This is a genomic window from Sphingomonas sp. PAMC 26605, from assembly GCF_000241485.1.
GTDB lineage: Bacteria > Pseudomonadota > Alphaproteobacteria > Sphingomonadales > Sphingomonadaceae > Sphingomonas.
Genome location: NZ_JH584241.1, coordinates 220,542 through 243,102, shown reverse-complemented (window position 1 = coordinate 243,102; position 22,561 = coordinate 220,542). Strand labels below are relative to the sequence as shown.

The window sequence follows — 22,561 nt, the reverse complement described above, 5'->3', positions numbered from 1 at the left end:
CATTTATCGCGCCTAGCAGAAAACCAGAAACGTGGAGAGCGGCGATGAAGAGCTATCTCAAGCACTATATCAACGGCGCCTGGGTCGAGAGCCAGGGCGGCACGCGGCATGACGTGATCGACCCCGCGACCGAGCAGCCCTGCACCGAGATCACGCTCGGCACCGCCGCCGACGTCGACGCCGCGGTCGCCGCCGCGCGCACCGCGTTCCATAGCTATTCGCAGACCAGCGTCGCCGAGCGGGCGGCTTTGCTCGAGCGGATCATCGAGGAATATAAGAAGCGCATCCCCGACCTCGCCTTCGCAGTGAGCAGCGAGATGGGCGCGCCGATCGGCTTCGCCACCGCCGCGCAGGTCCCCGCGGGGCTCGGGCATTTCATTTCCACGCTCAAGGCGCTCAACGCCTTCCAGTTCGAGCAGCAGCTCGGCCGGTCGAAGGTGGTGCATGAGCCGCTCGGCGTCGTCGCGATGATCACGCCGTGGAACTGGCCGCTCAACCAGGTGACCGCCAAGGTCGCGCCGGCACTGGCCGCGGGCGACACGATGATCCTCAAGCCCTCCGAGGAATCGCCGGGTTGCGCGGTGATCCTCGCCGAGATCCTCGATGCTGCAGGCGTTCCGCCGGGCGTGTTCAACCTCGTCAACGGCGACGGCAAGGGCGTCGGCTCGGCGCTGTCGGCGCACCCGGACGTCGACATGGTGAGCTTCACCGGCTCGACCCGCGCGGGAATCGCGATCGCGCAGTCGGCCGCTGCAACGGTCAAGCGCGTGCATCAGGAGCTTGGCGGCAAGGCGGCCAATCTCGTGCTCGAGGGCGCAGATCTCGCCACCGTGCTGCCCCCGACCGTCCAGGGCGTGCTCGCCAATTCGGGGCAGAGCTGCATCGCGCCGACGCGGCTGCTCGTCCACACCAGCCAAGTCGCCGAGGCGACCGGCATCGTCAAGGCGATGATGGAGGGCACGCAGGTCGGCGATCCGTCGGTGATGGGCGCGCATATCGGCCCAGTCGTCAACAAGGCGCAGTTCGACAAGATCCAGGACCTGATCCAGTCGGCGATCGACGAGGGCGCGACGCTCGTCACCGGCGGCACCGGGCGACCCGACGGGCGCAACGCCGGCTATTTCATCAAGCCGACGCTGTTCATCGACGTCACCCCCGAGATGCGCATCGCGCAGGAGGAAGTGTTCGGCCCCGTCGCGACGATGATCGCCTATGACGACGAGGACGAAGCGGTGCAGATCGCCAACGGCACGCCCTACGGGCTGTCCGCGACGATCTCGGGCGATCCCGCCAAGGCCGCCAAGGTCGCGCCGCGGCTGCGCGCCGGACTCGTCACGATCAACTCGTGGAGCCCCGACGGCAACGCGCCGTTCGGCGGCTACAAGCAATCGGGCAATGGCCGCGAGAACGGCAAGTTCGGCCTCACCGACTTCATGGAAGTAAAGACCGTGGTCGGCGCGCCGGCCTGAGCAGGATGCCGCGCCGGATCGATGTGCTGATGCCGCAGGCGGGCAGCGCCTATGCGGCATCGGCCGAGCGCGCACTCGCGCCGTACCGCGCGGCGTTCGCCGCTGCCGGGACGGCGGTGGCGCCGTGCCCATGGGATGCGGCGCCCGGCGACGGCGATGCCGCGCTGGCGTTGTTCGCCTGGGGCTATCATTTCGATGTGGCGCGTTGGGATGCGGCGCTGGCGGCGTGGCCGTCGGACCGGCCCTTGTTCAACCCGCCCGCGCTGCTCGGCTGGAATACGCGCAAGACCTATTTGCTTGCGCTCGAGGCGGCCGGGATCCCGATCGTCCCGAGCCGCTTCGGCGTTGCGGACGATACGAATATAGCCGCCGCGTTCGAACAATTCGGCGGCGACGAACTGGTGGTCAAGCCGCAGATCTCGGCCGGGAGCCACGCGACGGTGCGCGTGCGGCGCGGGGACCCGGTCGCACGGCTCGACGATGCGATCGTCCAGCCCTTCCTCCCGGCGATCGCAAGCGAGGGAGAACTGTCGCTGTTCGCGATCGACGGCCGCTTCAGTCACGCTGCGCGCAAAGTCGCGACCGGGGGCGACTTCCGCATCCAGCCGCAATTCGGCGGGCGCTTCACCCGCTACGACCCCGATGCCGAGGCGCGCGGCGTGTTCGACGCGGTGCTGGCGGGGCTTCCCGCGGTGCCGCTCTACGTCAGGATCGACTTGCTACGGCGCGGCGACGGCCGGCTCGCGGTGATGGAGGTCGAGGCGATCGAGCCCGATCTTTACCCCGCGCTCGCGCCCGAAGTTCCGGCCTTGCTGGTCGAAGCGCTCGTTCGGCGGCTCGACGCGCAAGGCTAGCACGTCCGTGGCGGGGTGGTTCCAAGCTCGCCCGCTTGCTGCTATGTTCTCTAAATGTTCGAGCCAGCCTTCGAGTCGCGAGCGCCCCGCCCCGACGATTCCTATGGTGCGGAAACGCGGCCGGTAGAAGCGTCCCCGCACGCCGCACCCATGTCGGCACGCGACGCGCTCGCCTTCCCGCCGCGCCCGCTGCGCTGGCTGTTTCTCGATCTCAACAGCTATTTCGCCGCGGTCGAGCAGCAACTCGCGCCCGAGCTCCGCGGAAAGCCGATCCTTGTCGCCCCCGTCCACAGCGACACCACCGTCGCGATCGCCGCGAGCATCGAGGCCAAGCGCTACGGTATCCGCACCGGCACGCCGGTATGGGAAGCGAAACGATTGTGCCGCGAGCTGATCGTCGTCCCCGCACGCCACGATAAATATGTCGAATTCCACGAGGCGATCGTCGCCGAGATCTGGAATCACATCCCCGTCACCAAGGTCTGCTCGATCGACGAGGTCGCCTGCCGCCTGCTCGACAATGAGAACAGCGTCGCCGCCGCGACCGCGCTCGCCAAGCGGATCAAGGCGGCAATCAGAGCGAATGTCGGCGAATGCCTGACCAGCTCGGTCGGTATCGCGCCCAATCGGCTGCTCGCCAAGCTCGCTTCCGACCTGCAGAAGCCCGATGGGCTCGTCGTGCTCGACGCGGCGGACCTGCCGCAACGACTCTACAACCTCCAGCTACGCGACATCTCCGGGATCGGCGCCAAGATGGAGCGGCGTCTGGCGCAGGACGGCATCAACGACATCCGCCAATATTGCGAACGCCGCCCGCGTGACGCCGGCACCGCCTGGGGCGGCACCAATGGCGATCGGCTGTGGTACCAACTCCACGGCGTCGACCTGCCCGAAAAGGCGACGCAGAGCCGCAGCATCGGCCACAGCCACGTCCTGTCGCCGGGCAAGCGCGGCGTCGTGCCGGTCCGCCTCACCGCGCGCCGGCTCGCCTTCAAGGCGACCAGCCGGTTGCGCCGCAAACAGTGCCGCGCACGCCTCTTGATACTCCACGCGCGCTTCGAGGACGACAAATCGACCTGGCGCACCTCGGTCAAGCTGCCCGCGACGCAGGACAGCTTTGTCGTCCTCGCCGCGCTCGAATCGCTCTTCCCGCGACTCGTTGCGGCGGGACGCGCACGGCCGGGGGATTTCCAGATCCGCATGGTCGGCGTGACGCTCGCCGAGATCGAACCGGTGTCGGGCGAGCAGGACTCGCTGTTCGGCCTGCTCGACGCCGACGATCCGCTCGCGCGCGAGACGCGGACGCTCGCGCTCAGCCGCGCGATGGACCGGATCAACGAGAAGTTCGGGCGCAATGCGGTCAGCCTCGGCCCGCAGCATGGCGAGCGAATCGACCGGATCGGGACCAAGATCGCCTTCGGCAGAATCCCCGATCTCGACGAATTCCATGAATGAAGATGAACCTCAGATGACCAATTTGTTGCAACGCGAGAAAGTGAAGGCCGCGCTAACACTACCCTCTTGACGCACAATGTTGCGTGCGCGAAGCCTGTGGCATGACCACTCGACTCCTCCCCGCCGCCGCGTTCGCGCTCCTTGCCCTTTCGGCCTGCGACAGCAAGCCGACCGAAGTGACCTCGGTCGCACCCGACCCGATGGCGTCGGTGCTCGCCAACAAGGCCCCGGTCGAGCTGCCGCCGGCGATCAAGTCCGAAGCGACGCTGCGCTGCAAAGACAACAGCCTTGTCTACGTCACCTTCTTCGAGGGCGACAAGCAGGTGCTGGTCAAGACCAAGCCCGACGCGACCCCGGTCAAGCTCACCGCGGACAAGGCCGGCGACCCGCTCAAGGCCGACGGCTATGTGCTGACCGGCAACCCCAAGGCGGTCACGCTGACCCAGCCCGGCAAGCCCGCGCAGCTCTGCGACCTGTAATCCTTCTTAAAGCCCCCAAACCTTGCCTCTCCCGCCGCCATTGGCCACGATGGGTCGTTCGATACGATAAGGACCCTTCATGTCGACGATCGCGATCTACAGCCTCAAGGGTGGCGTCGGCAAAACGACGCTGACGGTCAACCTCGCCTGGTGCGCGGCCACGCTGTCGTCGCGCCGCACGCTGCTATGGGATCTCGATCCGCAGGCGGCGTCGAGCTTCCTCCTGTCGAACCGCCCCGCCGGCAGCAAGGTCCGCGATCAAGCGCAATCGGTCTTCGCCAAGGATGTCGAACCCGAGAAATTGATTGAGCAGACCGCGGTCCCGCGGCTCGACCTGCTCGCCGCCGACGCCTCGCTGCGCGGGCTCGACTTGCTGTTCCACGAGCTCGACAAAAAAAAGCGCCTGCAGAAACTGCTCGTCGGCCTGCGCAAGAATTACGACCGCGTGCTGCTCGATTGCCCGCCCGGCCTGACCGAGACGAGCGACCAGGTGATGCGCGCCGCCGATCTGATCGTCGTCCCCGTCATCCCCTCGCCTTTGTCCGAGCGCGCGCTCGCCGAAGTAGTCAAGCATCTCGGTGCCAAGGTGCAGGTCATGCCGGTCCACTCGATGGTCGACCGCCGCCGCAAGCTCCACGCCGAGGCGCTCGCCCGCCACCCAGACTGGCCGGTCATCCCGATGGCGAGCCAGGTCGAGCAAGTCACCGTGCGCCGCGCCGCCGTCGGCAGCTTCGCGCCGCGCTCTGCGGGGGCGCAGGCGTTCGCGCAATTGTGGCAGGCGATCGAGCGCCGCCTCGCCGCGTGAGGCCGCGCGTCACGACGCTCGACCCGAACCTCGTGCTCGGCGCCTATTCGGTCGGCGTCTTCCCGATGGCCGATGGGCGCGATATGGACGAAGTCTATTGGGTCGAGCCCAACGACCGCGCGATCCTGCCGCTCGACGGCTTCCATCTGTCGAAGTCGCTGCGCAAGACGATCGCCGCCGAGCGCTACCGCGTTACCGCCGACCAGGCGTTTGCGGAGATCCTCCAGCTCTGCGCCGAATCGGCCGACGACCGCCCCGACACCTGGATCAACACGCCGATCGAACAGGTGTTCAACACGCTCCACGATCTCGGCTTCGCGCATTCGATCGAAGTGTGGGACGGCGAGACGCTGGTGGGTGGGCTGTACGGACTTGCGCTCGGCCACGCCTTTTTCGGCGAAAGCATGGTCAGCCGCGCGCGCGACGCTTCGAAGGTGGCGATCGCATGGCTTGTCGCGCGGCTGCGCGTCGGCGGGTTCAGCCTGCTCGACTGCCAGTTCATGACCGATCACCTTGCCTCGCTGGGCGCGGTCGAGATCAGCCGCGCGGCCTATCTCGCGTTGCTGTCGCCCGCAGTGTCCTCGGCGACCGGCTCGTCGCCTTCGTCTTCGGGAGTCGCCGATTTCTTTGCGCTCGACCGCGGCTTCCCGCTCGAATCGCCCGCCCCGCCCGCTGCGACCGATTCGGGGCCGCCTTCGGGGAAAGTCATCGCGCAGCTCTTGACCCATACGTCGTAGATCGGGTGCGGCACGACGTTGAGCGCGGGCCGTTCCTTGAACAGCCAGCCCGAGAACGGACGGCGCCACACCTTGTCGGTGCCCTGCACGTCGAGCTGGACGAAAGCGCCGGTGTAATGCTCCTGCTCCCACGGCGCGGTCTGCTCGCACGCGCGCAGCCGTATCACGACATCGCCGATCCGCACCGAATTGCCGGGCTTGAGCACCACGTCGCGCGCGACGCCGTTGCGCTTGTTGAGCAGGCCGAGCGTCGCGACGCGCTGCGCCATCGGCGTCGCGCCGAAGCTCGGGTCGACCCCACCGGCGACATCGACGGTGACGATGTTGGCGGCGCTGGTATCAGCGTCGAGCGCCGTCTCGGGAGTCGGCTGCTGCGTCGGCGCGGCGGTCTTGGTCGGGCCGCAGCCGCTCAACGCCAGGGACGCCAGCGCCACACCCGCCAGCGCGCGGCGAATCACGCGTCGGGGGTCCAGGCTTCGTAATCGCCCGTCGCGGCGGCGCGCACGCCACCCTTTTCGAGCGCACCGCTCGGCCGATAGGCGGCGAGCGTGCCGGTCAGATTAGGCTCGGCCGGGATCTGCCACGGGCGCGGTGCGGGCAGCGAGCGCGCAGGTACATCGGCGACCTGATGGTGCAGCCAGCCGAACCATTCGGGCGGTACGCGGCTGGCGTCGTTGACGCCGTTATAGATCACCCAGCGCCGCGGGTTGCCCGCGGTATCGGCGCCGCCTTCGTAATAGACGTTGCCGAGCGAATCCTCGCCGACACGCGCCTTGCCGCGCAGACCGAAGGCCGTGCCCCAGCTCGCGCCGGTCCACCAGGTGAAAGGATTGAGATTGATGCCCATGGCGTAGCGCTTAGCGCGGGCTCGCGCCGCCTTCAACCGCGATCACCGCGCGGGGCGCCCGGGCCAGCTGACACGATCGCCCTCGCTGATCCCGAGATCGAGCGCGCGACCGCCGCGCAGCTCGAGCACCGCGCTGACCGGCTCGCCCGAGGGGATCTGCGTTTCGGATTGCGGCACGGTGTTCTCTGCGATCCGCGCGATCGTGCCGTCGGGGCGGATGAACACGATGTCGAGCGGGCTCGGCGTGTTCTTCATCCAGAAGCTCGCCTCGCGCGGCGGGCCCTTGGGCGGATAGGGCGCGAACAGCATCCCGCCGTCGCGCGGGATGTCGGTGCGGTACATCAGCCCGCGCTGCTGCGCGTCCTCGGTCTTGGCGACCTCGACTGCGAAGCGATGCGCGCCGCTCGCGCTGGCGATCGTCAGCGCGATCGTCCCCGCCGGCGCCTCGGTGGGCGCGGCCGACGGTGCCGAATCGCATCCCGCGATCGCCAAGAGCGGAGCGAGCGCCGCGGCGCGCGCGAGTGCACCCTTCATCAGTCCGTTCAGCCTTCCGCTTCGACCGCGACCGCGAGCGGCCCCTTGTCGCCCGCGACCATCCGCGCGCGAAGGCGCTGGCCGGGTTCGACTTCGCTGAACCCTGCGCGGCGCAGCGTTTCGACATGGACGAAGATATCGCCCGAATCGCCGTCGCGCATCAGGAAACCATAGCCCTTGAGCCGATTGAACCATTTGACGCTGACCGGCTCGAACGGTCCGGCCTGGTCGAGCAGGCCGCCAATCTCGCCACGCGTCGATTCACCGCGCGACCGCTGCAGCGGCTCGATCGCGTTGGTCAGGTCGATCGAGAGGATTTCGGTCGCCTGCAGGCCGCGATCGCGCATCCCGGCGAGGCACTCGAGTCGTGCGCCTTCGGGCAGGCTGCGACGATTGTGCGGCCGCAGCACCGAAAAATGGATCAGGATGTCACCGACCGACGCATCGTCCGCGACGAGAAAGCCGAAGCCGCGCGTCATGTCGAACCACTTGAGCACACCGGTATAGACTCGCGCTGGGGGCGCCGCCGATGCGTCCCCGCGCGCGGTTTCGTCTCTTCGATCCAGAGCCCCAAGCGCCGGAATCGTTTCGTTGCGCATCTTCACTACCCCCGGCGACTATGAATAGCATGGTCCAAGCGCAAGGCAAAGTCTTCCGCTATTGGGGCCGCTGCGGTACTTTTATTTGGGTTATACAGTTTTATTAACTAAAAGTATCGAAGATTTCATTGGGCGCCATCGCAACGATCCGGCGCGCAAGCGCGAAGTCATGACCGGCGCGGAGCATCGCGGCGATCTGCTTTTCGCGCACCGCACGCTCGGCCGCGACTTGGGCGAAGGGCCCGATGCGCTTGCGTCGTGCGAAAGCCAGCGCGGTCTCGACCGCACGTTCCTCGACCGCGGGGACGATCGCCGCGCTGTCGACCTCGTCGATCCCGTCGTGGTGCAGCGCGCCGGTGACGCGACGCTTGCCGAGCCCGCGCCGCCCCATCGCCGCAGCGCGGGCTTCGCCGAACGCGCGATCGTCGATATAGCCCAGCTCGGCGAGCTTTTCGGCGAGCGCTTCGGGATCGACCGATCCGCCGTCCCAGCCGCGTTCGCGCAGCTTGCGCCGCAGATACGCCGTCAACCGAGCACGCGTCGTCGCAAAACGCTCGACATAGCGCAGCGCGAGCCGTTCCAGCGCCGCCGCATCCAATGGCGGCGGCACGCGTATCTCCTTGCGAGTGGATCGTTTCGAGGCTGGTTCACGCATGGCGCCATCATTGTGCCATAGTCCGCCCCGATTTTGAACGCTTGGCATAAGCAGGGGTGCGTGCCGAAGGTAAGACATAGCGGCGCGGCCCGAGCAGAACGCCGCGATCAAGGGCGCAACGACCAATGAATTCCAACGATTTCAACATCCAGGCAAGCGATCGGCGCGACGGGGCAATTTCCCCGGCGCTGCGCGCCACGCCGACCGAGGACGCGCTTACGCGGCGCTTCGCCGATTTCGAGACGCTGGGGGCAGCGCTCGATTATGCGGCAAGCGGGCAACGCGGGCTCAATTTTCACGATGCGCGCGGGACGTTGTCGCGCGCCTATCCGTTTTCCGAACTGCGCGCCGATGCGCTCGCCATGGCGCGCCGGCTGATCGCCGCCGGGATCGCGCCCGCTGACCGCATCGCCGTGGTCGCCGAAACCAGCCCCGAATTCGCCGCTCTGTTCTTCGGCGTGATTTATGCCGGCGCCTGGCCCGTCCCGCTGCCGCTGCCGACCTCGTTCGGCGGCCGCGAATCCTATATCGAACAGCTCCGCGTCCAGCTCGCGAGCTGCGATCCGCTGCTGCTGATCTATCCGCCCGAGCTCGCGCAAATGGGGGCCGATGCCGCGGCGGCCGCCAAGGTCACCGGGGTCGACTGGGCCGAGCTCGCCGAACGTCCCGCGCCCGACGTCGCGCTGCCGCAGGCGAAGGGCGACGACATCGCCTATCTGCAATATTCGAGCGGCTCGACGCGCTTCCCGCACGGCGTCGCGATCACGCATCACGCTTTGCTCAACAATCTCGCCGCGCACGCCTTCGGCATGCAGCTGATCGACAGCGACCGCTGCGTCTCGTGGCTGCCCTGGTATCACGACATGGGCCTCGTCGGCTGTTTCCTCTCGCCGGTCGCCAATCAGGTCTCGACCGATTACCTCAAGACCGAGGATTTCGCGCGGCGTCCGCTCGCCTGGCTCGACATGATCAGCCGCAATCCGGGCACCTCGATCAGTTACTCGCCGACCTTCGGCTATGACATCTGCGCGCGCCGCATGTCGTCGCAGACCAAGGCGAGCGAGCGCTTCGACCTGTCGCGCTGGCGGCTCGCCGGCAACGGCGCCGACATGATCCGCCCCGACGTGATGCAATGCTTCGTCGACGCCTTCGCCGATGCCGGCTTCAAGGCGAGCGCGTTCCTGCCGAGCTACGGCCTCGCCGAGGCGACGCTCGCCGTGTCGATCATGCCCCCCGCGGAGGGCATTCGCGTCGAACTCGTCGAGGAAACCCAGCTCTCGGGCGTCGCGGCCGGCCAGGACCGGCCGCAGCGCTACCGCGCGATCGTCAATTGCGGCAAGCCGGTACGCGACATGAAGGTCGAGATCCGCGAGGAAGACGGCACGCCGCTCCCCGAGCGTGCGATCGGCAAATTGTGGTGCTCGGGGCCTTCGGTGATGGTGGGGTACTTCCGCGACCAGGCCTCGACCGACGCCTGCCTCGTCAATGGCTGGCTCGACACCGGCGACATGGGCTATCTCAGCGACGGCTATGTCTACATCGTCGGCCGCGCGAAAGACATGATCATCATCAACGGCCGCAACCACTGGCCGCAGGATATCGAATGGGCGGTCGAGCAGCTCCCCGGCTTCAAGGCCGGCGACATCGCCGCCTTCGCGATCACCACGCCGGGCGGTGAGGAAACCCCCGCGGTGCTCGTCCAGTGCCGCAGCTCGGACGATGCCGAGCGCGTCCGCCTGCGCGAGGAAATTCGCGAGCGCGTGCGTTCGGTGACCGGCATGAACTGCGTGATCGAGCTGATCCCGCCGCGCACGCTGCCACGCACCAGCTCGGGCAAATTGAGCCGCGCCAAGGCGCGCAACCTCTATCTCAACGGCGACATCAAGCCGTACGACCTGGCGGCGTAAGCTCCCGTTTTCGCGGTAAAGCGGGGGAGCGCGACAAACGCTCCCCCTCGAATAGCGCGCGCCGCCTAACCTTCCAGTAACGCTCCTTGCGCTATGACACGCGCGTGAGCACCGATCCGACATCCCAATTCGCCAAGCCGCATATCGACGCGCGAGCCTTGCTCGGGCTGTACGATCCGGCCGATACGACCGACTGGGCGCCGATCCGCGCCGCGCAGGTCCATGCCGGCGGCGAGCTCGCGCTGTTCCTGCTCGCCACCAACGTCATCGGCGCGGCGCTCGTCACGCTGATTCTCGAGCGCGATGTGCCGCTCTGGGCGCTCGCCTGCTGGGGTGCGGTGGTCGCGGCGATCGCGGTCGCGGTGACCTTCCGCCGCCTCGCCGCGAAGCAGCGCGCGCAGACCGCGGCGACGCTTGCCGATGTGCGCGACACCGTGATCGAGGGCGTCGCGCTCGCGGCGGTGTGGTCGATCCCGCCGCTGCTCTTCGGCTTGCATGCCGATGCCGGGAGTGCGCTCGGGCTCTGGATCGTGCTGTCGGTGCTGATGACCGCGTCCGCGGTGGCGATGGCGGCGCTGCCGCTCGCCACGCTGAGTTTCCTCGCCATCCTCGGGCTCGCCATTGCGGCGATGGTGCTGTGGGTCGCGGGCCCGGTGCTGGCGGCGTCGGTCGCCTTGTTCACCGCGCTGCTGATGATCGGCTGCTTCACCCGCGCGCGCGCGCTGGTGCTGATCCGCAGCGGCGAGATCGCGCTCGCCGAGCGCGACGAGACGGTCAGCCTGCTGCTGCGCGAGGTTAAGCAGGACGAGACCGCCGACTGGCTGTGGGAAACCGACGCCGCGCGCCGCGTGGTGCGCGCCTCGCCGCGCTTCGCGCTGTCGGTCGGGCTCGATCCCGCCGCGATCAACGGCAAGTCGCTGCTCGAAGTGCTCGCCGGGACGACGTGGGAAAGCGGCAAGTTCGCCGCCGGCCTGCGCACGCTTGCCGAAAAGCTGAAAGCGCGCGAGGCGTTTCGCGAATTGGTGCTGCCGGTCCATGTCGCCGAGCAGGAGCGCTGGTACGAGATCGCCGCGAACCCGCGCTATGACGAGCAGGGCGCGTTTCTCGGCTTTCGCGGGGTCGGCGCCGACGTCACCGAACAGCGCGCCTCGGCCGACAAGATCAACCGCATGGCGCGCTTCGACACGCTTACCGGCCTGCCCAACCGGCTCTACATCAACGAGGCACTGGCGCAGGCGATGGCCGATGCCGACAAATGGGGCAGCCGCTGCGCCTTCATGATGATCGATCTCGATCGCTTCAAGGCGGTCAACGACACGCTCGGCCATCCGATCGGCGACCGGCTGCTCGGCCGCGTTGCCGAGCGGCTGGCGACGCTGGTGACCGACAATGAGGTGATCGGCCGGCTCGGCGGCGACGAATTCGCGGTGGTGGTGCGCGACGCGAGCGACACGCAGCGGCTCGAACGGCTCGCGCAGACGATCGTCGATGCGCTCGCGCGGCCGTACGATCTCGACCATCACACGCTCTACACCGGTGCGAGCGTCGGCGTCGCGACCGGCCCGCGTGACGGGCGAACGACCGAGATGCTGATCCGCTCGGCCGACCTCGCTTTGTACCGCTCGAAGGATGCCGGCGGCGGGCGCTTCCACCATTACGAGCCGCAGCTGCACGTCGCGGCCGAGGAACGCCGCGTGCTCGAACAGGCGTTGCGCAAGGCGCTCGCGCAGAACGAGCTGCACCTCAACTACCAGCCGGTGGTCGATGCCGGCAGCGGGCAGCTTACCGGATTCGAGGCGCTGGTGCGCTGGACGCATCCCGAGCTCGGCGCGATCTCGCCCGCGAAATTCATCCCGCTCGCCGAGGATGCGCGGCTGATCGGCCCGATCGGCGAATGGGTGCTGCGCTCGGCCTGCGCCGAAGCGGCGGCATGGCCCGGCGAGACGCCAATCGCGGTCAACGTCTCGCCCGAGCAATTGCTCAACCCCGGCTTCGTCGCGGTGGTCGGCTCGGCGCTCGCGAACAGCGGGTTGTCCGCGCATCGACTCGAGCTCGAAGTGACCGAGAGCGTCTTCCTGCGCGACGATACCGGCGCGGTGAAGGTGCTCGAGCGGATCCTCGCGCTCGGCGTGCGGCTCAGCCTCGACGATTTCGGTACGGGCTATTCCTCGCTCGGCTATCTCAGCCGGACGCGCTTCACGACGATCAAGATCGACCGCAGCTTCGTCATCGGCGCCTCGAAGAAGGTGCCCGAGGCGATCGCGATCATCCGTGCGGTGGTGGCGCTCGCGCAGAGCCTCGGCATGGCGACCACCGCCGAGGGGGTCGAGACCGAGGAGGAGCATGTCATGGTGCAGGCGCTCGGCTGCACCAAGGTGCAGGGCTATTATTTCGGCCGCCCGCTGCCGGTCGACGAAGCACGTGGGCTGGCGCAGCGCGCGGCACAAAATCGCGAAGCTGCATGAGGGCGCTTGCAGCGCGCGTCGGCGCTCGCTAAACGAGCCCACCTGATAGGGGTGTAGCTCAGTTGGTTAGAGCGTCGGTCTCCAAAACCGAAGGCCCTCGGTTCGAGTCCGAGCTCCCCTGCCAGGTTCCTTCCGCCTAGCGACGCATCAGTCGTGCGCAGGCGTTTCCATCAGTTCGACGAGCAGCCCGCCCATGTCCTTGGGATGGATGAAGACGATCAGCGTGCCATGCGCGCCGATCCGCGGCGCGCCGAGCACGGTCGCGCCCTTGGCCGTGAGATCGGCGACCGCGCCATGGATGTCGGGCACTTCGAAACAGACGTGATGCTGGCCACCCGCCGGATTCTTGCGCAGGAACCCCGCGATCGGCGAACTCTCGTCATACGGCTCGATCAGCTCGATCTGCGTGTTGGGCGTGTCGATGAAGCACACCTTGACCCCTTGCGCCGGCAGATCGAACGGTTCGCCGATCCGCGTTGCGCCGAGCAAATCGCGGTACAGCGCGACCGAGCGTTCGATCGACGGCGTCGCGACGCCGACATGGTTGAGGCGACCGAGCGGGGTCGCGGCGGCGGCGGGGCTGTTCATCGCAACGGGCCTTATTCTTCGTCGGGGTCGGGGGCCTTCTTCGCCGCCGGATCGGTCGGCGCGGGCTTCACGGGCACACCTGCGCGCGCCGGGGCCTTGCCGAGCTCATAGCCGCACGCGGCGAGCACCTGGCGGATCGGCGCGGGGCCCGGGCCGGCGAACACCGCATCGACCGGCTTGTTGTCGGGATCGATCACGCGGACGCGGATCGACTTGCCGGCCGCGATCATCGTCGTGAGGTTGGTCACGACGACATCGTCGCTGATGAACGCGCCGCTTCCCGGGAACTGCCAGTTGGTGCCGAACCACCCGCCGTCGTCGACGTTGATCGACACCGGCCGCGGCAGCGCGGCGACGAAGCCCGCCTTGGGAATGAACTGCAGCGAGACGACCCTGTCGCCGGTCGTGTCGCAGCGCACCACCAGCCGCGCGCTGTTGTCGCTCGACCAGGCCGAGCTCGACGTCGCGATCGTCTTGCCGCTCGGGCGCGCCTGCACCGCCCAGGGGGCGGGCGTCGCAGCGGCGGCGGGCGCTGCCGCCTGGCTCAGCAGGAGCAGCGCCGCGATCATGCCTTTGCGCCGGTCTTGGGCGCGGCGACGACGCTTTCGGGGAGATCCTTGCCGAACACGCGCTGATAATATTCGGCGACCAGGCTGCGCTCGGTCTCGTCGCACTTGTTGAGGAACGACAGGCGGAAGGCGAAACCGACATCGCCGAAGATCAGCGTGTTCTGCGCCCAGGTGATGACGGTGCGCGGGCTCATCACGGTCGAGATGTCGCCGTTGACGAAGCCGCGGCGCGTCAGATCGGCGACGCGCACCATGTTGTCGACTTGGCGTTTGCCCTCGGGCTGGTCGTATTCGCCCGACTTGGCGAGCACGATCCGCGCCTCGACCGCGGCGGGCAGATAGTTGAGCGTGACGACGATGTTCCAGCGGTCCATCTGCCCCTGGTTGATCTGCTGCGTGCCGTGATACAGGCCCGACGTATCGCCCAAGCCCACCGTGTTGGCGGTGGCGAACAGGCGGAAGAACGGGTTCGGGCGGATCACGCGGTTCTGGTCGAGCAGCGTCAGCTTGCCCTCGGTCTCGAGCACGCGCTGGATCACGAACATCACGTCGGGGCGGCCCGCGTCATATTCGTCGAACACCAAAGCGGTCGGCGTCTGCAGCGCCCAGGGCAGCAGCCCCTCGCGGAATTCGGTGACCTGCTGGCCGTCCTTCAAGACGATCGCATCGCGCCCGACGAGATCGATCCGGCTGATATGCGCGTCGAGGTTGATGCGGATGCACGGCCAGTTGAGCCGCGCCGCGATCTGCTCGATGTGGGTCGACTTGCCGGTGCCGTGATAGCCCTGCACCATCACGCGGCGGTTGAACGCGAAGCCCGCGCAGATCGCCAGCGTCGTGTCCTGGTCGAACACATAGGCCGGGTCGAGGTCGGGAACGCGCTCGTCGGCCTCGCTGAACGCGGGGACCTGCATGTCCGAATCGATCCCGAACAGGTCGCGGACCTTCTTCATCTGGTCGGGCGCGTCGAGGATCGTCGTCTCGCGGCTGTCGGGCTGGGTGTTGGGAATCTCGGTCATGTGCCAGCCTTAGGCCAAGGTCGGGCGCAGACTCAAGAACCGAGCTTGGGCGGCAGCGGAAACAAGGTGACGAATCGCTCGGCGAGCGCGCGATCGCCGCTCAGCGTCAGCACGCCCGCCGCCTCGGCGTCGGCGATCGGACGGCCGCCATAGACGATCGACGCCAGCGTCGGCGGGTCGGTCGCGAACACCACCGCGCCCTCGGGCTCGCCGCGGCGAATCGCGATGCCTTGCGCATCGACTGTTGCGACGAAGCCCTCGCTGCCGAAGCGGAACCCGACCTGCGCATCGAACGCACCGGAGCGGCTGCGGTCGATCATCGTGCGGAACGACAGCATCGCCGAGGCCGCGCTGAACGGCAGCGTCGGATCGTGCAGCGCCGATTGCACCGCCCAGCGCCCGAGCTCCTGAATCGCCACCTCGGCCGAATAGCCCCATTGCGTCAGCTCATAGACCTGGACCGAGGCGGGCGGCGCGAGCTTGCGCCGCTGCAGGATGCCGACGCGCTCCATGCTTTCGAGCCGCTGCGTCAGCACATTGGCGCTGATCCCGGCCAATCCCGCACGCAGTTCCCCAAAGCGACGCGGCCCGAACATCAGCTCGCGCACGATCAGCAACGACCAGCGCTCGCCGACCAGCTCCATCGCCAGGGCAGTGCCGCAGGCATCGTCGTACCAGCGCTTCGCACTGCCGTCGTCGCGTTCGGTAACTTTTGATAACTTCATGGTTGCTTTTAATAACCGAAAGGCGCATTTCTGCAATCGCCGATTCGCGCAATCGCAGCTGCAGGAGTCACACGATGCCCCGCACGATCTTCATCACCCTTCCCGTCGCCGGTGTCGCCGCCTCGACCGCTTTCTACGAGGCGATCGGCTTCGTCCGGAATCCGCAATTCAGCAACGCGCAGGGCGCATGCCTGGTCTGGTCCGACTCGATCACCGTGATGGTCGCGGCGAAGGATTTCTACGCGACACTGTCCCGCAAACCGATCGCCGACACGCAGGCGACCAGCGCGGCCGTGTTCGCGCTCGGGTTCGACAGCCGTGCCGAAGTCGATGCGATCGCCGAGGCGGCGGTCGCCGCGGGCGGACGCGAGGCGCACGGGCCCGAGGACGAGGGCTTCATGTACAGCCGCGCTTTCTGGGATCTCGACGGCCACGGCTTCGGCCCGTTCTGGATGGACCCCGCCGCCGCCGCGAACGGCCCGCCGGCCACCGCCGAGGCTGCCTGATCCTCCCGATAGGACCGAAGCGATGCCCTATGTCGACGGTTTCGTGATCCCCGTGCCGACGCAGCGCAAGGCGGAATTCCTCGCCCATGCCCGAACGATCGATGCGATCTTCCTCCAATATGGCGCCTTGCGCGTGATGGAATGCTGGGGCGACGACGTGCCCGCCGGCACCACCACCGATTTCGCGCGCGCGGTCGGCGCCAGCCCCGAGGAGACGGTGGTCTTTTCGTGGATCGAATGGCCTGACAAGGCGACGCGCGACGCCGCCGGGCAGAAGATGCGCGCGGACCCGCGGATGATGGCCGAGCAGCCGCCGTTCGACGGCCGTCGCCTGATCTATGGCGGGTTCGCCCCCGTGCTCGAACTGACCAGCTGAGCGACAGGAGAGGACGATGACCAACCCACACGGCACCCCGATCTGGTACGAGTTGCAGAGCAGCGACCCCGCCGCATCGAAGGCGTTCTACGATCATGTCATCGGCTGGACGGTCGAGGCCGAACCGGCGGGTGGGATGGACTATCGCATGATCGATACCGGGCACGGTCTGGTCGGCGGCGTCATGCGGCTCACCGACGAAATGGCCGCCGGCGGGGCCAAACCCGGTTGGCTCTTCTACATCGGCGTCGATGACGTCGATGCGAGCGCCGCGGCGATCACGGCGGCAGGCGGCGCGGTGCATATGGGCCCGTGGAGCATGCCGGGCGTCGGCCGCATGGCGGTGGTCGCCGATCCGCAGGGCATCCCCTTCTACATCATGCGCGGCGACAGCGACGAAGACAGCACCGCGTACGAGCGCACCGGCATGGGCAAGTGCAACTGGAACGAACTGATCTCCCCCGACCAGGACGCCGCCGACACGTTCTACCGCAGCGTTTTCGGCTGGTCCTATCCCGACGTGATGCCGATGGGCCCGATGGGCGAGTACCGCTTCATCGCCGTCGGCGACCAGACCTTCGGCGCGACGATGCGGCATGGCGGCGAAGGCCCCGCGCCCGGCTGGCGCTTCTATTTCCGCGCGCCCGATATCGTGGCGGCCGCGTCCAGGGTCGCCGCGGCGGGCGGCAGCGTGCTGATGGGCCCGCAGGACGTCCCCGGCGGGGACCGGATCATCGTCGCGAGCGATCCGCACGGCGTGGTGTTCGGCGTGGTCGGCCCGGGCGAAGCCGCCGGGGGATGAGGGCGATCGGCAAGGCCGGCCGCGCGGGCTTGCCGGCCCGATATCGATTCGGCGCCCCCGCGCGCTTGATCCTCGAAGGAGAACACGATGCCCCTGCCCGCGCCGAACGATGGCGGAACGCATACGCTCAGCATCACCCGCCTGATCGACGCGCCGCGCGCGGCGGTATGGCGCGCCTGGACCGATCACCTCGCCGAATGGTGGTGCCCGCGGCCCTGGACCGTCGAGATCGTCGCGCAGGATTTGCGCCCCGGCGGCCGCTCGGCGATGATCATGCGCGGTCCCAATGGCGAGGAAGCGCCACAGGAAGGCGTGTTCCTCGAAATCGTGCCGCTCGAGCGCGTCGTCTTTACCGATGCCTTCACCGCCGGGTGGATCCCCGCCGGTCCGTTCATCGTCGGCGTGCTCGCCTTCGCCGACGAGGACGGCAAGACGCGCTACACCGCCTCGGCGCACCACTGGACCGCCGAAGCCAAGGCGCAGCACGCGGAAATGGGTTTCCTTCAGGGCTGGGGCACGGTCGCGGAACAGTTGGAGGAAGTAGCAAAACGCATCGCCTGACCTCAAAATCCTCCCCCGCAACGCGGGGGAGGGGGACCGCCAGCCTTCTTCAGGCTGGTGGTGGAGGGGGGACACGCGCGCCGACTTCCGCAAGGATCCGCCGCACCACCGCCTCCAGATCGCGCAACACATCCGCAGCCCGCACCCGCAGCACTGCCACCTCACGCTCCTTCAACCAGGCATCGCGCGCCGCATCCCGCACCGGCCGATCCCCCCGCGAATGCGCCTCGCCATCGACCTCAATCGCGAGCCGCGCGGGGGCGCAGTAGAAGTCGAGGACATAGCTCCCCGCCGGCGCCTGCCTGCGAAAACGGTAACCGCCAGGACGCGTGCGCAGGACCTGCCACAGCAGCACCTCGGGCAGCGATAGCGTCCTCCGCAATGTCTTGGCGTTGAGGCGAGCTCCGCTGGCGCCCTTTAACCGCACGCGTCGCCCCCCTCCACCATTCGCTGGATGCTCATGGTCCCCCTCCCCCGGTTCCCGGGGGAGGATATCATCGTTTCACGGCAGTTTACTCAAGCGAACGCCGGCGCGCCCTTGAGCTGCGTGTACGCCGCGATCACCTCCTGCAGCTTGGTCTCGAAAGTCCGATCCCCACCATTGCGATCGGGATGATATCTGCGCACCAGTTCGGCATAGCGCTCGCGCAACCCCCGCCGGTCGACATCCGCCGCCAGCCCGAGCACCTTGAGCGAGCGCCGGTCGACCTCCGACAAGGGCCGCCCGTCCTTGCGCGCCGGCTCGGCCGCGCGCCGGAAGCGCGCGCCGATCGCATCGAGCGGATCGCTAAAATCGCCCCATTTCGGCGGCACGTCGGCACCCGAATGCGCAAAGGCGCGCGTCTCGCGCTCCCACCCGGCGAAGGGCCGCTGCTGCGCGTGGATCTCCTCGGCGCTCATCCCCGTGAAGAAATTGTAGCGCGCGTTGAACGCCCGCACATGATCGAGGCAGAACCAGCGATACGGCCGCGGCCCGTCGCCGCCGAAGCGCGGCGCATCGCCCGCCGGCGCGCGGAACTCGCCGGCTTCGTCGCATCCCGGCTCTTCGCACACGCGCCCGCTGCCTTCGACCCGGCCGTGGAAACGCGGGGCGGGCCGCTCCCGCGCGTCTTTCTTGTCGTCTTCGCGCGCCACGCGGCTCCCTCAACTGCAAAAGCGGCCTATATAGGCGCGATGACCGACCCCGCCACCGCCCCCGCCCCGATTCCCCCCGCGAACCTGCCTCCGCTCGTCGAGGAAATCCGTGCGCGCCTCGTCGCCGCGCTCGCCCCCACCACGCTCGAGGTGTCGAACGACAGCGCGCAGCACGCCGGCCATCTCGGCGATGACGGCACCGGCGAATCGCATTTCAGCGTCGACATCGTCTCGGCCGCCTTTGTCGGCGTGTCGCGCGTCCAGCGTCAACGCCTCGTCAACTCCGCGCTTGCCGACCTGCTGCGCGATCGCATCCACGCGCTGGCGATCCGCGCGCGAGCGCCGGGCGAATGAGCGCGCGCTACAAGCTCTGGTATTGGCCCGATCTGCAGGGCCGCGGCGAATTCGTCCGGCTCGCGCTCGAGGCCGCGGGGATCGGCTATGACGATTGCGCGCGCGCGCACGGCGTCGATGCGCTGCTCGACGATATGGAGCAGCGCGCCGACACGCGCGGGCCCTTCGCCCCGCCCTATCTCGAGCGCGACGGCATGGTGATCGCGCAGGTCGCCACCATCCTGCTCTACCTCGGCGACCAGCACCAGATCGGCGCATCGGGGATCGCCGACCGGCTGTGGCTCAACCAGCTCCAGCTGACGATCGCCGACATGGTCGCCGAGGTGCACAACGTCCATCACCCGCTCGACGGCAATGCCTATTACGAGGATCAGAAGGACGCCGCGCTGATCGCCGCCGCCGCCTTCCGCAAAGATCGCATCCCCAAGTTCCTCGGCTATTTCGAGCGCGCGGCGAACGCCAATCCCGGCGAGTGGCTGCTCGGTGAGCGCTGGAGCTATGGCGACACCTCGCTGTTCCAGCTGGTCGAGGGGCTGCGCTACATGTTCCCCAAGCGGATGGCGACGATCGAGCAGGCCTATCCCGGCGTGGCCGGCCTTCACGACCGCGTCGCTGATCTTCCCGGTATCCGCGCGTATCTGAAAAGCGAGCGCCGGCTGGCGTTCAACACCGACGGCATCTTCCGCCACTATCCCGAGCTCGACGCGGCATGAGCCGCGCCCTGCGCCCCGCGGCGCGCATCCTGCTGCTCGACGAGGCGGATCGCGTGCTGCTGTTCCGCTTCGATCCCGACGATCGCCCGCCTTTCTGGTGCACGCCGGGCGGCGCGGTCGATCCGGGCGAGAGCTACGAGCAAGCCGCGCGTCGCGAACTGCGCGAGGAAACCGGGCTCGATATGGATTGCGGTCCGCAAGTGCTGCAACGCCATGTCGAGTTCCTGACGATCGAGGGTGTCGAGGTCAGCGCCGACGAGCGCTATTTCCTGGTCCGCGCGCCCCATGACGCGGTCGACACGAGCGGCCACACCGAACTCGAACAGCGCGTGATGACGCGCTTCCACTGGTTCACGCGCGCCGATCTCGCCGCGGCGACCGAACCCTATTTTCCCGAGGATCTGCCCGCGATCCTCGACGCGCTGGAGCGCCCCGCATGACCAACGACGATCTCATCCTGCAGACGATCACCCCGGTGACGCACGATCTCGGCGGCTTCAAGGTGCATCGCACGCTGCCGTCGCGGCCACGCACGATGGTGGGACCCTTCATCTTCTTCGACCAGATGGGCCCGTCGCGGCTCGGCATGGGCGAAGGAATCGACGTGCGCCCGCATCCGCACATCAATCTGTCGACCGTCACCTATCTGTTCGGCGGCGCGCTCGGCCACCGCGATTCGCTCGGCAGCGACGTGGTGATCGAGCCCGGCGCGGTCAATCTGATGACCGCGGGCCACGGCATCGTCCATTCCGAACGCTCGCCCGAGGCCGAGCGCGCGACCGGGCCCGAGCTGTCGGGGATCCAGACCTGGCTCGCCATGCCCGAGCGCGACGAGGAAATGGCCCCGGCGTTCGAACATGTCGCGCGCGCCGATCTGCCGACGGTCGAGGTGTCGAACGCGCGCGCGCGGATCGTGATGGGGAGTCTCTGGGGCGCCGCCGCGCCGACCACGACCTATGCCGACACGATCTACGCCGACGTGGTCCTCGACGCGGGCGGGTCGATCCCGATCGATGCGGAAGCCGACGAGCGCGCGCTCTACATCGCGCTCGGCGAGGCGACGCTCGACGGCATGCCGCTCGAACCGATGACGCTCTACGTGCTCAAGCCCGGCACCACCGCGACGCTCCGCTCGACGACGGGTGCGCGCGCTATGCTGTGCGGCGGCGAGGCCTTCACCACGCCGCGCCACGTGTGGTGGAACTTCGTCTCCTCGCGCCGCGAGCGGATCGACGAAGCCAAGCGGGCGTGGACCGCCGGGGAATTCCCGAAGGTGCCGGGCGACGACAAGGAGTGGATCCCGATTCCGGCTGTACCAAAGACGGTAAGCTATCCGTAATGCCTCTCCCCTCCCGCTTGCGGGAGGGGCTGGGGGTGGGCTCGCGCTATCGAAACGAACCGCACGTGGAGGCCGGGCGCCCACCCCCGACCCCTCCCGCAAGCGGGAGGGGAGTATTACAATGACCGACTTCACCCTGGACCGAATCGCCCTCCCGACAGGCGTCGAGCTCGACGTCGCCACCGCCGGCTCGCCCGAGCACCCGCCGATCATCCTGCTCCACGGCTTCCCCGAATCGCACCGCACCTGGCGCCACGTCATCCCGCAGCTCAGCCAGGATCATTTCGTCATCGCCCCCGACCAGCGCGGCTTCGCCCGCTCGTCCAAGCCCGCCGAGATCGGCGACTACACCCCCGACAAGATGGTCGCCGACCTACTCGCGCTCGCCGACCATTTCGGGCTCGCGACCTTCACGCTCGTCGGCCACGACTGGGGCGGCGCGATCGCCTGGATGGCGGCGCTGCAGCACCCGACGCGGATCACCCGCCTCGTGATCGTCAACGCACCGCACCCGTTCGTCTTCCAGCGCACCTTGTTCGACGACATGGCGCAGCGCGAGGCGAGCCAGTACATCACCGCCTTCCGCAACCCCGGCTTCGAGACCTATATCGACAGCATCGGGCTCCCGGCCTTCTTCGACACCAGCTTCGCGCGCCACACCGATCTCGCGCGGATCGCCGACGAAAAGCCCGTCTATCTCGACCAATGGGCGCAACCCGGCGCGATGACCGCGATGCTCAACTGGTACCGCGCGAGCCCGATCCTCGTTCCGGCGATGGACGAGACGCCCGCCCGGCCGGCGTTCCTCGACGGCGCGTTCCCGCCGGTGACGCAGCCGACGCTGGTGGTGTGGGGCCTTGGCGACGCCGCACTGTTGCCGAGCCAGCTCGAGGGGCTCGACACGCTGGTGCCCGATCTGACGGTGGTGAAGGTCGATGCCGGGCATTTCGTGCCGTGGGAGAATCCCGACGCGGTGGTGGCCGCGATCAAAGAGTGGGAAGCCGCCTAAATCCTCCCCCGGGAACCGGGGGAGGGGGACCGCCAGCCTCCTTCAGGCTGGTGGTGGAGG

At 68.1% G+C, this 22,561-nt stretch carries 27 protein-coding genes, 1 tRNA gene and 1 pseudogene; 18 read left to right on the top strand and 11 right to left on the bottom strand.

The features are described 5' to 3' along the window. The first annotated feature begins 44 nt into the window (after positions 1 to 44). The 6 genes from RH90_RS01200 (at position 45) to aat (ending at position 5,799) form a co-directional block, all read left to right on the top strand. A complete protein-coding gene (locus RH90_RS01200) occupies positions 45 to 1,469 on the top strand; it encodes an aldehyde dehydrogenase family protein (RefSeq protein WP_010183366.1) in 1,425 nt (474 codons plus the stop codon). Between the two features lie 5 nt (positions 1,470 to 1,474). Beyond that, the gene (locus tag RH90_RS01195; RefSeq protein WP_010183365.1) at positions 1,475 to 2,323 is read left to right on the top strand and encodes an ATP-grasp domain-containing protein; all 849 of its coding nucleotides are present in this window, start codon (positions 1,475 to 1,477) and stop codon (positions 2,321 to 2,323) included. Positions 2,324 to 2,473: 150 nt separating this feature from the next. After that, positions 2,474 to 3,778: a Y-family DNA polymerase gene (locus RH90_RS01190; RefSeq protein WP_010183364.1), complete on the top strand. Its 1,305-nt coding sequence runs from the start codon at positions 2,474 to 2,476 to the stop codon at positions 3,776 to 3,778. Positions 3,779 to 3,879: 101 nt separating this feature from the next. Then, entirely contained in the window at positions 3,880 to 4,257 is a 378-nt protein-coding gene (locus tag RH90_RS01185) for a hypothetical protein (protein WP_010183363.1), read from the top strand. A 79-nt stretch (positions 4,258 to 4,336) separates the two neighbouring features. Further along, on the top strand, positions 4,337 to 5,062 hold the full coding sequence (locus tag RH90_RS01180) for a ParA family protein (protein ID WP_010183362.1): 726 nt from the start codon (positions 4,337 to 4,339) through the stop codon (positions 5,060 to 5,062). Then, positions 5,059 to 5,799: a leucyl/phenylalanyl-tRNA--protein transferase gene (gene aat, locus RH90_RS01175; protein ID WP_010183361.1), complete on the top strand. Its 741-nt coding sequence runs from the start codon at positions 5,059 to 5,061 to the stop codon at positions 5,797 to 5,799. Before RH90_RS01180 ends, aat begins: the two co-directional genes overlap by 4 nt. A 35-nt stretch (positions 5,800 to 5,834) precedes the next feature. On the opposite strand, the pseudogene RH90_RS24680 reads toward aat, so the two are convergent. The 5 genes and pseudogenes from RH90_RS24680 to RH90_RS01150 form a co-directional block, all read right to left on the bottom strand. Beyond that, positions 5,835 to 6,068: pseudogene (locus RH90_RS24680) on the bottom strand (DUF2155 domain-containing protein); the annotation flags it as partial. A 185-nt stretch (positions 6,069 to 6,253) separates the two neighbouring features. Then, positions 6,254 to 6,646 (bottom strand): NADH:ubiquinone oxidoreductase subunit NDUFA12, encoded by a 393-nt coding sequence (locus RH90_RS01165; protein ID WP_010183359.1) that lies wholly within the window; start codon positions 6,644 to 6,646, stop codon positions 6,254 to 6,256. Between the two features lie 42 nt (positions 6,647 to 6,688). Then, complete coding sequence (locus RH90_RS01160; protein ID WP_010183357.1) at positions 6,689 to 7,180, bottom strand: DUF192 domain-containing protein; 492 nt, start codon at positions 7,178 to 7,180, stop codon at positions 6,689 to 6,691. A gap of 8 nt (positions 7,181 to 7,188) precedes the next feature. Further along, positions 7,189 to 7,779 (bottom strand): cold-shock protein, encoded by a 591-nt coding sequence (locus RH90_RS01155; protein WP_081476977.1) that lies wholly within the window; start codon positions 7,777 to 7,779, stop codon positions 7,189 to 7,191. A gap of 103 nt (positions 7,780 to 7,882) precedes the next feature. Further along, the gene (locus tag RH90_RS01150) at positions 7,883 to 8,377 is read right to left on the bottom strand and encodes a RecX family transcriptional regulator (protein WP_010183354.1); all 495 of its coding nucleotides are present in this window, start codon (positions 8,375 to 8,377) and stop codon (positions 7,883 to 7,885) included. Positions 8,378 to 8,559: 182 nt separating this feature from the next. Between RH90_RS01150 and RH90_RS01145 the strand changes: the two genes are divergently transcribed. From RH90_RS01145 to RH90_RS01135, 3 genes are all read left to right on the top strand, one after another. Continuing rightward, on the top strand, positions 8,560 to 10,341 hold the full coding sequence (locus RH90_RS01145; RefSeq protein ID WP_010183353.1) for a fatty acyl-AMP ligase: 1,782 nt from the start codon (positions 8,560 to 8,562) through the stop codon (positions 10,339 to 10,341). Between the two features lie 104 nt (positions 10,342 to 10,445). Further along, positions 10,446 to 12,806 carry a putative bifunctional diguanylate cyclase/phosphodiesterase gene (locus tag RH90_RS01140; RefSeq protein ID WP_037492947.1) on the top strand — a complete coding sequence of 787 codons (2,361 nt, stop codon included), beginning with the start codon at positions 10,446 to 10,448 and terminating at the stop codon, positions 12,804 to 12,806. Between the two features lie 47 nt (positions 12,807 to 12,853). After that, positions 12,854 to 12,930: transfer RNA gene (locus RH90_RS01135), tRNA-Trp, on the top strand. A 23-nt stretch (positions 12,931 to 12,953) separates the two neighbouring features. On the opposite strand, the gene mce is transcribed toward RH90_RS01135, so the two are convergent. Genes mce through RH90_RS01115 form a run of 4 tightly spaced genes read right to left on the bottom strand, consistent with a single transcriptional unit; the run spans position 12,954 to position 15,707 of the window. Continuing rightward, the gene (mce, locus tag RH90_RS01130; RefSeq protein WP_010183351.1) at positions 12,954 to 13,394 is read right to left on the bottom strand and encodes a methylmalonyl-CoA epimerase; all 441 of its coding nucleotides are present in this window, start codon (positions 13,392 to 13,394) and stop codon (positions 12,954 to 12,956) included. An 11-nt stretch (positions 13,395 to 13,405) separates the two neighbouring features. Beyond that, on the bottom strand, positions 13,406 to 13,963 hold the full coding sequence (locus tag RH90_RS01125; protein WP_010183350.1) for a hypothetical protein: 558 nt from the start codon (positions 13,961 to 13,963) through the stop codon (positions 13,406 to 13,408). Continuing rightward, entirely contained in the window at positions 13,960 to 14,982 is a 1,023-nt protein-coding gene (cobS, locus tag RH90_RS01120) for a cobaltochelatase subunit CobS (RefSeq protein ID WP_010183349.1), read from the bottom strand. The genes RH90_RS01125 and cobS overlap by 4 nt, the downstream gene beginning before the upstream one ends. Before the next feature lie 32 nt (positions 14,983 to 15,014). Beyond that, on the bottom strand, positions 15,015 to 15,707 hold the full coding sequence (locus RH90_RS01115; RefSeq protein WP_029624938.1) for a winged helix-turn-helix transcriptional regulator: 693 nt from the start codon (positions 15,705 to 15,707) through the stop codon (positions 15,015 to 15,017). 74 nt (positions 15,708 to 15,781) lie between these two features. Between RH90_RS01115 and RH90_RS01110 the strand changes: the two genes are divergently transcribed. The 4 genes from RH90_RS01110 to RH90_RS01095 all read left to right on the top strand — a co-directional run bounded on the left by RH90_RS01110 (position 15,782) and on the right by RH90_RS01095 (position 17,952). After that, positions 15,782 to 16,213 carry a VOC family protein gene (locus RH90_RS01110; RefSeq protein WP_010183347.1) on the top strand — a complete coding sequence of 144 codons (432 nt, stop codon included), beginning with the start codon at positions 15,782 to 15,784 and terminating at the stop codon, positions 16,211 to 16,213. A 22-nt stretch (positions 16,214 to 16,235) separates the two neighbouring features. Next, the gene (locus RH90_RS01105) at positions 16,236 to 16,589 is read left to right on the top strand and encodes a DUF1428 domain-containing protein (protein ID WP_010183346.1); all 354 of its coding nucleotides are present in this window, start codon (positions 16,236 to 16,238) and stop codon (positions 16,587 to 16,589) included. A gap of 16 nt (positions 16,590 to 16,605) precedes the next feature. Then, the gene (locus tag RH90_RS01100) at positions 16,606 to 17,391 is read left to right on the top strand and encodes a VOC family protein (protein ID WP_010183345.1); all 786 of its coding nucleotides are present in this window, start codon (positions 16,606 to 16,608) and stop codon (positions 17,389 to 17,391) included. An 87-nt stretch (positions 17,392 to 17,478) separates the two neighbouring features. Next, a complete protein-coding gene (locus RH90_RS01095; protein WP_010183344.1) occupies positions 17,479 to 17,952 on the top strand; it encodes an SRPBCC family protein in 474 nt (157 codons plus the stop codon). A gap of 49 nt (positions 17,953 to 18,001) precedes the next feature. On the opposite strand, the gene RH90_RS01090 is transcribed toward RH90_RS01095, so the two are convergent. Then, entirely contained in the window at positions 18,002 to 18,307 is a 306-nt protein-coding gene (locus RH90_RS01090; protein WP_332306553.1) for an endonuclease domain-containing protein, read from the bottom strand. Between the two features lie 161 nt (positions 18,308 to 18,468). Next, positions 18,469 to 19,086: a J domain-containing protein gene (locus RH90_RS01085; protein WP_010183342.1), complete on the bottom strand. Its 618-nt coding sequence runs from the start codon at positions 19,084 to 19,086 to the stop codon at positions 18,469 to 18,471. Positions 19,087 to 19,125: 39 nt separating this feature from the next. Here RH90_RS01085 and RH90_RS01080 point away from each other — a divergent pair, with 39 nt between their 5' ends. From RH90_RS01080 to RH90_RS01060, 5 genes are all read left to right on the top strand, one after another. After that, on the top strand, positions 19,126 to 19,440 hold the full coding sequence (locus RH90_RS01080; RefSeq protein ID WP_010183341.1) for a BolA family protein: 315 nt from the start codon (positions 19,126 to 19,128) through the stop codon (positions 19,438 to 19,440). After that, on the top strand, positions 19,437 to 20,153 hold the full coding sequence (locus tag RH90_RS01075; protein WP_010183340.1) for a glutathione S-transferase: 717 nt from the start codon (positions 19,437 to 19,439) through the stop codon (positions 20,151 to 20,153). Before RH90_RS01080 ends, RH90_RS01075 begins: the two co-directional genes overlap by 4 nt. Continuing rightward, positions 20,150 to 20,593 carry an NUDIX hydrolase gene (locus RH90_RS01070; protein ID WP_010183339.1) on the top strand — a complete coding sequence of 148 codons (444 nt, stop codon included), beginning with the start codon at positions 20,150 to 20,152 and terminating at the stop codon, positions 20,591 to 20,593. The genes RH90_RS01075 and RH90_RS01070 overlap by 4 nt, the downstream gene beginning before the upstream one ends. After that, positions 20,590 to 21,492 carry a pirin family protein gene (locus tag RH90_RS01065; RefSeq protein ID WP_010183338.1) on the top strand — a complete coding sequence of 301 codons (903 nt, stop codon included), beginning with the start codon at positions 20,590 to 20,592 and terminating at the stop codon, positions 21,490 to 21,492. Before RH90_RS01070 ends, RH90_RS01065 begins: the two co-directional genes overlap by 4 nt. 121 nt (positions 21,493 to 21,613) lie before the next feature. Continuing rightward, on the top strand, positions 21,614 to 22,501 hold the full coding sequence (locus tag RH90_RS01060; RefSeq protein ID WP_010183337.1) for an alpha/beta fold hydrolase: 888 nt from the start codon (positions 21,614 to 21,616) through the stop codon (positions 22,499 to 22,501). Positions 22,502 to 22,561 lie beyond the last annotated feature (60 nt).

Coding starts and splice junctions, on each gene's coding strand:
- RH90_RS01200 (WP_010183366.1), top strand. CDS start 45: ATGAAGAGCTATCTCAAGCACTATATCAACGGCGCCTGGGTCGAGAGC.
- RH90_RS01195 (WP_010183365.1), top strand. CDS start 1,475: ATGCCGCGCCGGATCGATGTGCTGATGCCGCAGGCGGGCAGCGCCTAT.
- RH90_RS01190 (WP_010183364.1), top strand. CDS start 2,474: ATGTCGGCACGCGACGCGCTCGCCTTCCCGCCGCGCCCGCTGCGCTGG.
- RH90_RS01185 (WP_010183363.1), top strand. CDS start 3,880: ATGACCACTCGACTCCTCCCCGCCGCCGCGTTCGCGCTCCTTGCCCTT.
- RH90_RS01180 (WP_010183362.1), top strand. CDS start 4,337: ATGTCGACGATCGCGATCTACAGCCTCAAGGGTGGCGTCGGCAAAACG.
- RH90_RS01165 (WP_010183359.1), bottom strand. CDS start 6,646: ATGGGCATCAATCTCAATCCTTTCACCTGGTGGACCGGCGCGAGCTGG.
- RH90_RS01160 (WP_010183357.1), bottom strand. CDS start 7,180: ATGAAGGGTGCACTCGCGCGCGCCGCGGCGCTCGCTCCGCTCTTGGCG.
- RH90_RS01155 (WP_081476977.1), bottom strand. CDS start 7,779: ATGCGCAACGAAACGATTCCGGCGCTTGGGGCTCTGGATCGAAGAGAC.
- RH90_RS01145 (WP_010183353.1), top strand. CDS start 8,560: ATGAATTCCAACGATTTCAACATCCAGGCAAGCGATCGGCGCGACGGG.
- mce (WP_010183351.1), bottom strand. CDS start 13,394: ATGAACAGCCCCGCCGCCGCCGCGACCCCGCTCGGTCGCCTCAACCAT.
- RH90_RS01125 (WP_010183350.1), bottom strand. CDS start 13,963: ATGATCGCGGCGCTGCTCCTGCTGAGCCAGGCGGCAGCGCCCGCCGCC.
- cobS (WP_010183349.1), bottom strand. CDS start 14,982: ATGACCGAGATTCCCAACACCCAGCCCGACAGCCGCGAGACGACGATC.
- RH90_RS01115 (WP_029624938.1), bottom strand. CDS start 15,707: ATGAAGTTATCAAAAGTTACCGAACGCGACGACGGCAGTGCGAAGCGC.
- RH90_RS01110 (WP_010183347.1), top strand. CDS start 15,782: ATGCCCCGCACGATCTTCATCACCCTTCCCGTCGCCGGTGTCGCCGCC.
- RH90_RS01105 (WP_010183346.1), top strand. CDS start 16,236: ATGCCCTATGTCGACGGTTTCGTGATCCCCGTGCCGACGCAGCGCAAG.
- RH90_RS01100 (WP_010183345.1), top strand. CDS start 16,606: ATGACCAACCCACACGGCACCCCGATCTGGTACGAGTTGCAGAGCAGC.
- RH90_RS01095 (WP_010183344.1), top strand. CDS start 17,479: ATGCCCCTGCCCGCGCCGAACGATGGCGGAACGCATACGCTCAGCATC.
- RH90_RS01080 (WP_010183341.1), top strand. CDS start 19,126: ATGACCGACCCCGCCACCGCCCCCGCCCCGATTCCCCCCGCGAACCTG.
- RH90_RS01075 (WP_010183340.1), top strand. CDS start 19,437: ATGAGCGCGCGCTACAAGCTCTGGTATTGGCCCGATCTGCAGGGCCGC.
- RH90_RS01070 (WP_010183339.1), top strand. CDS start 20,150: ATGAGCCGCGCCCTGCGCCCCGCGGCGCGCATCCTGCTGCTCGACGAG.
- RH90_RS01065 (WP_010183338.1), top strand. CDS start 20,590: ATGACCAACGACGATCTCATCCTGCAGACGATCACCCCGGTGACGCAC.
- RH90_RS01060 (WP_010183337.1), top strand. CDS start 21,614: ATGACCGACTTCACCCTGGACCGAATCGCCCTCCCGACAGGCGTCGAG.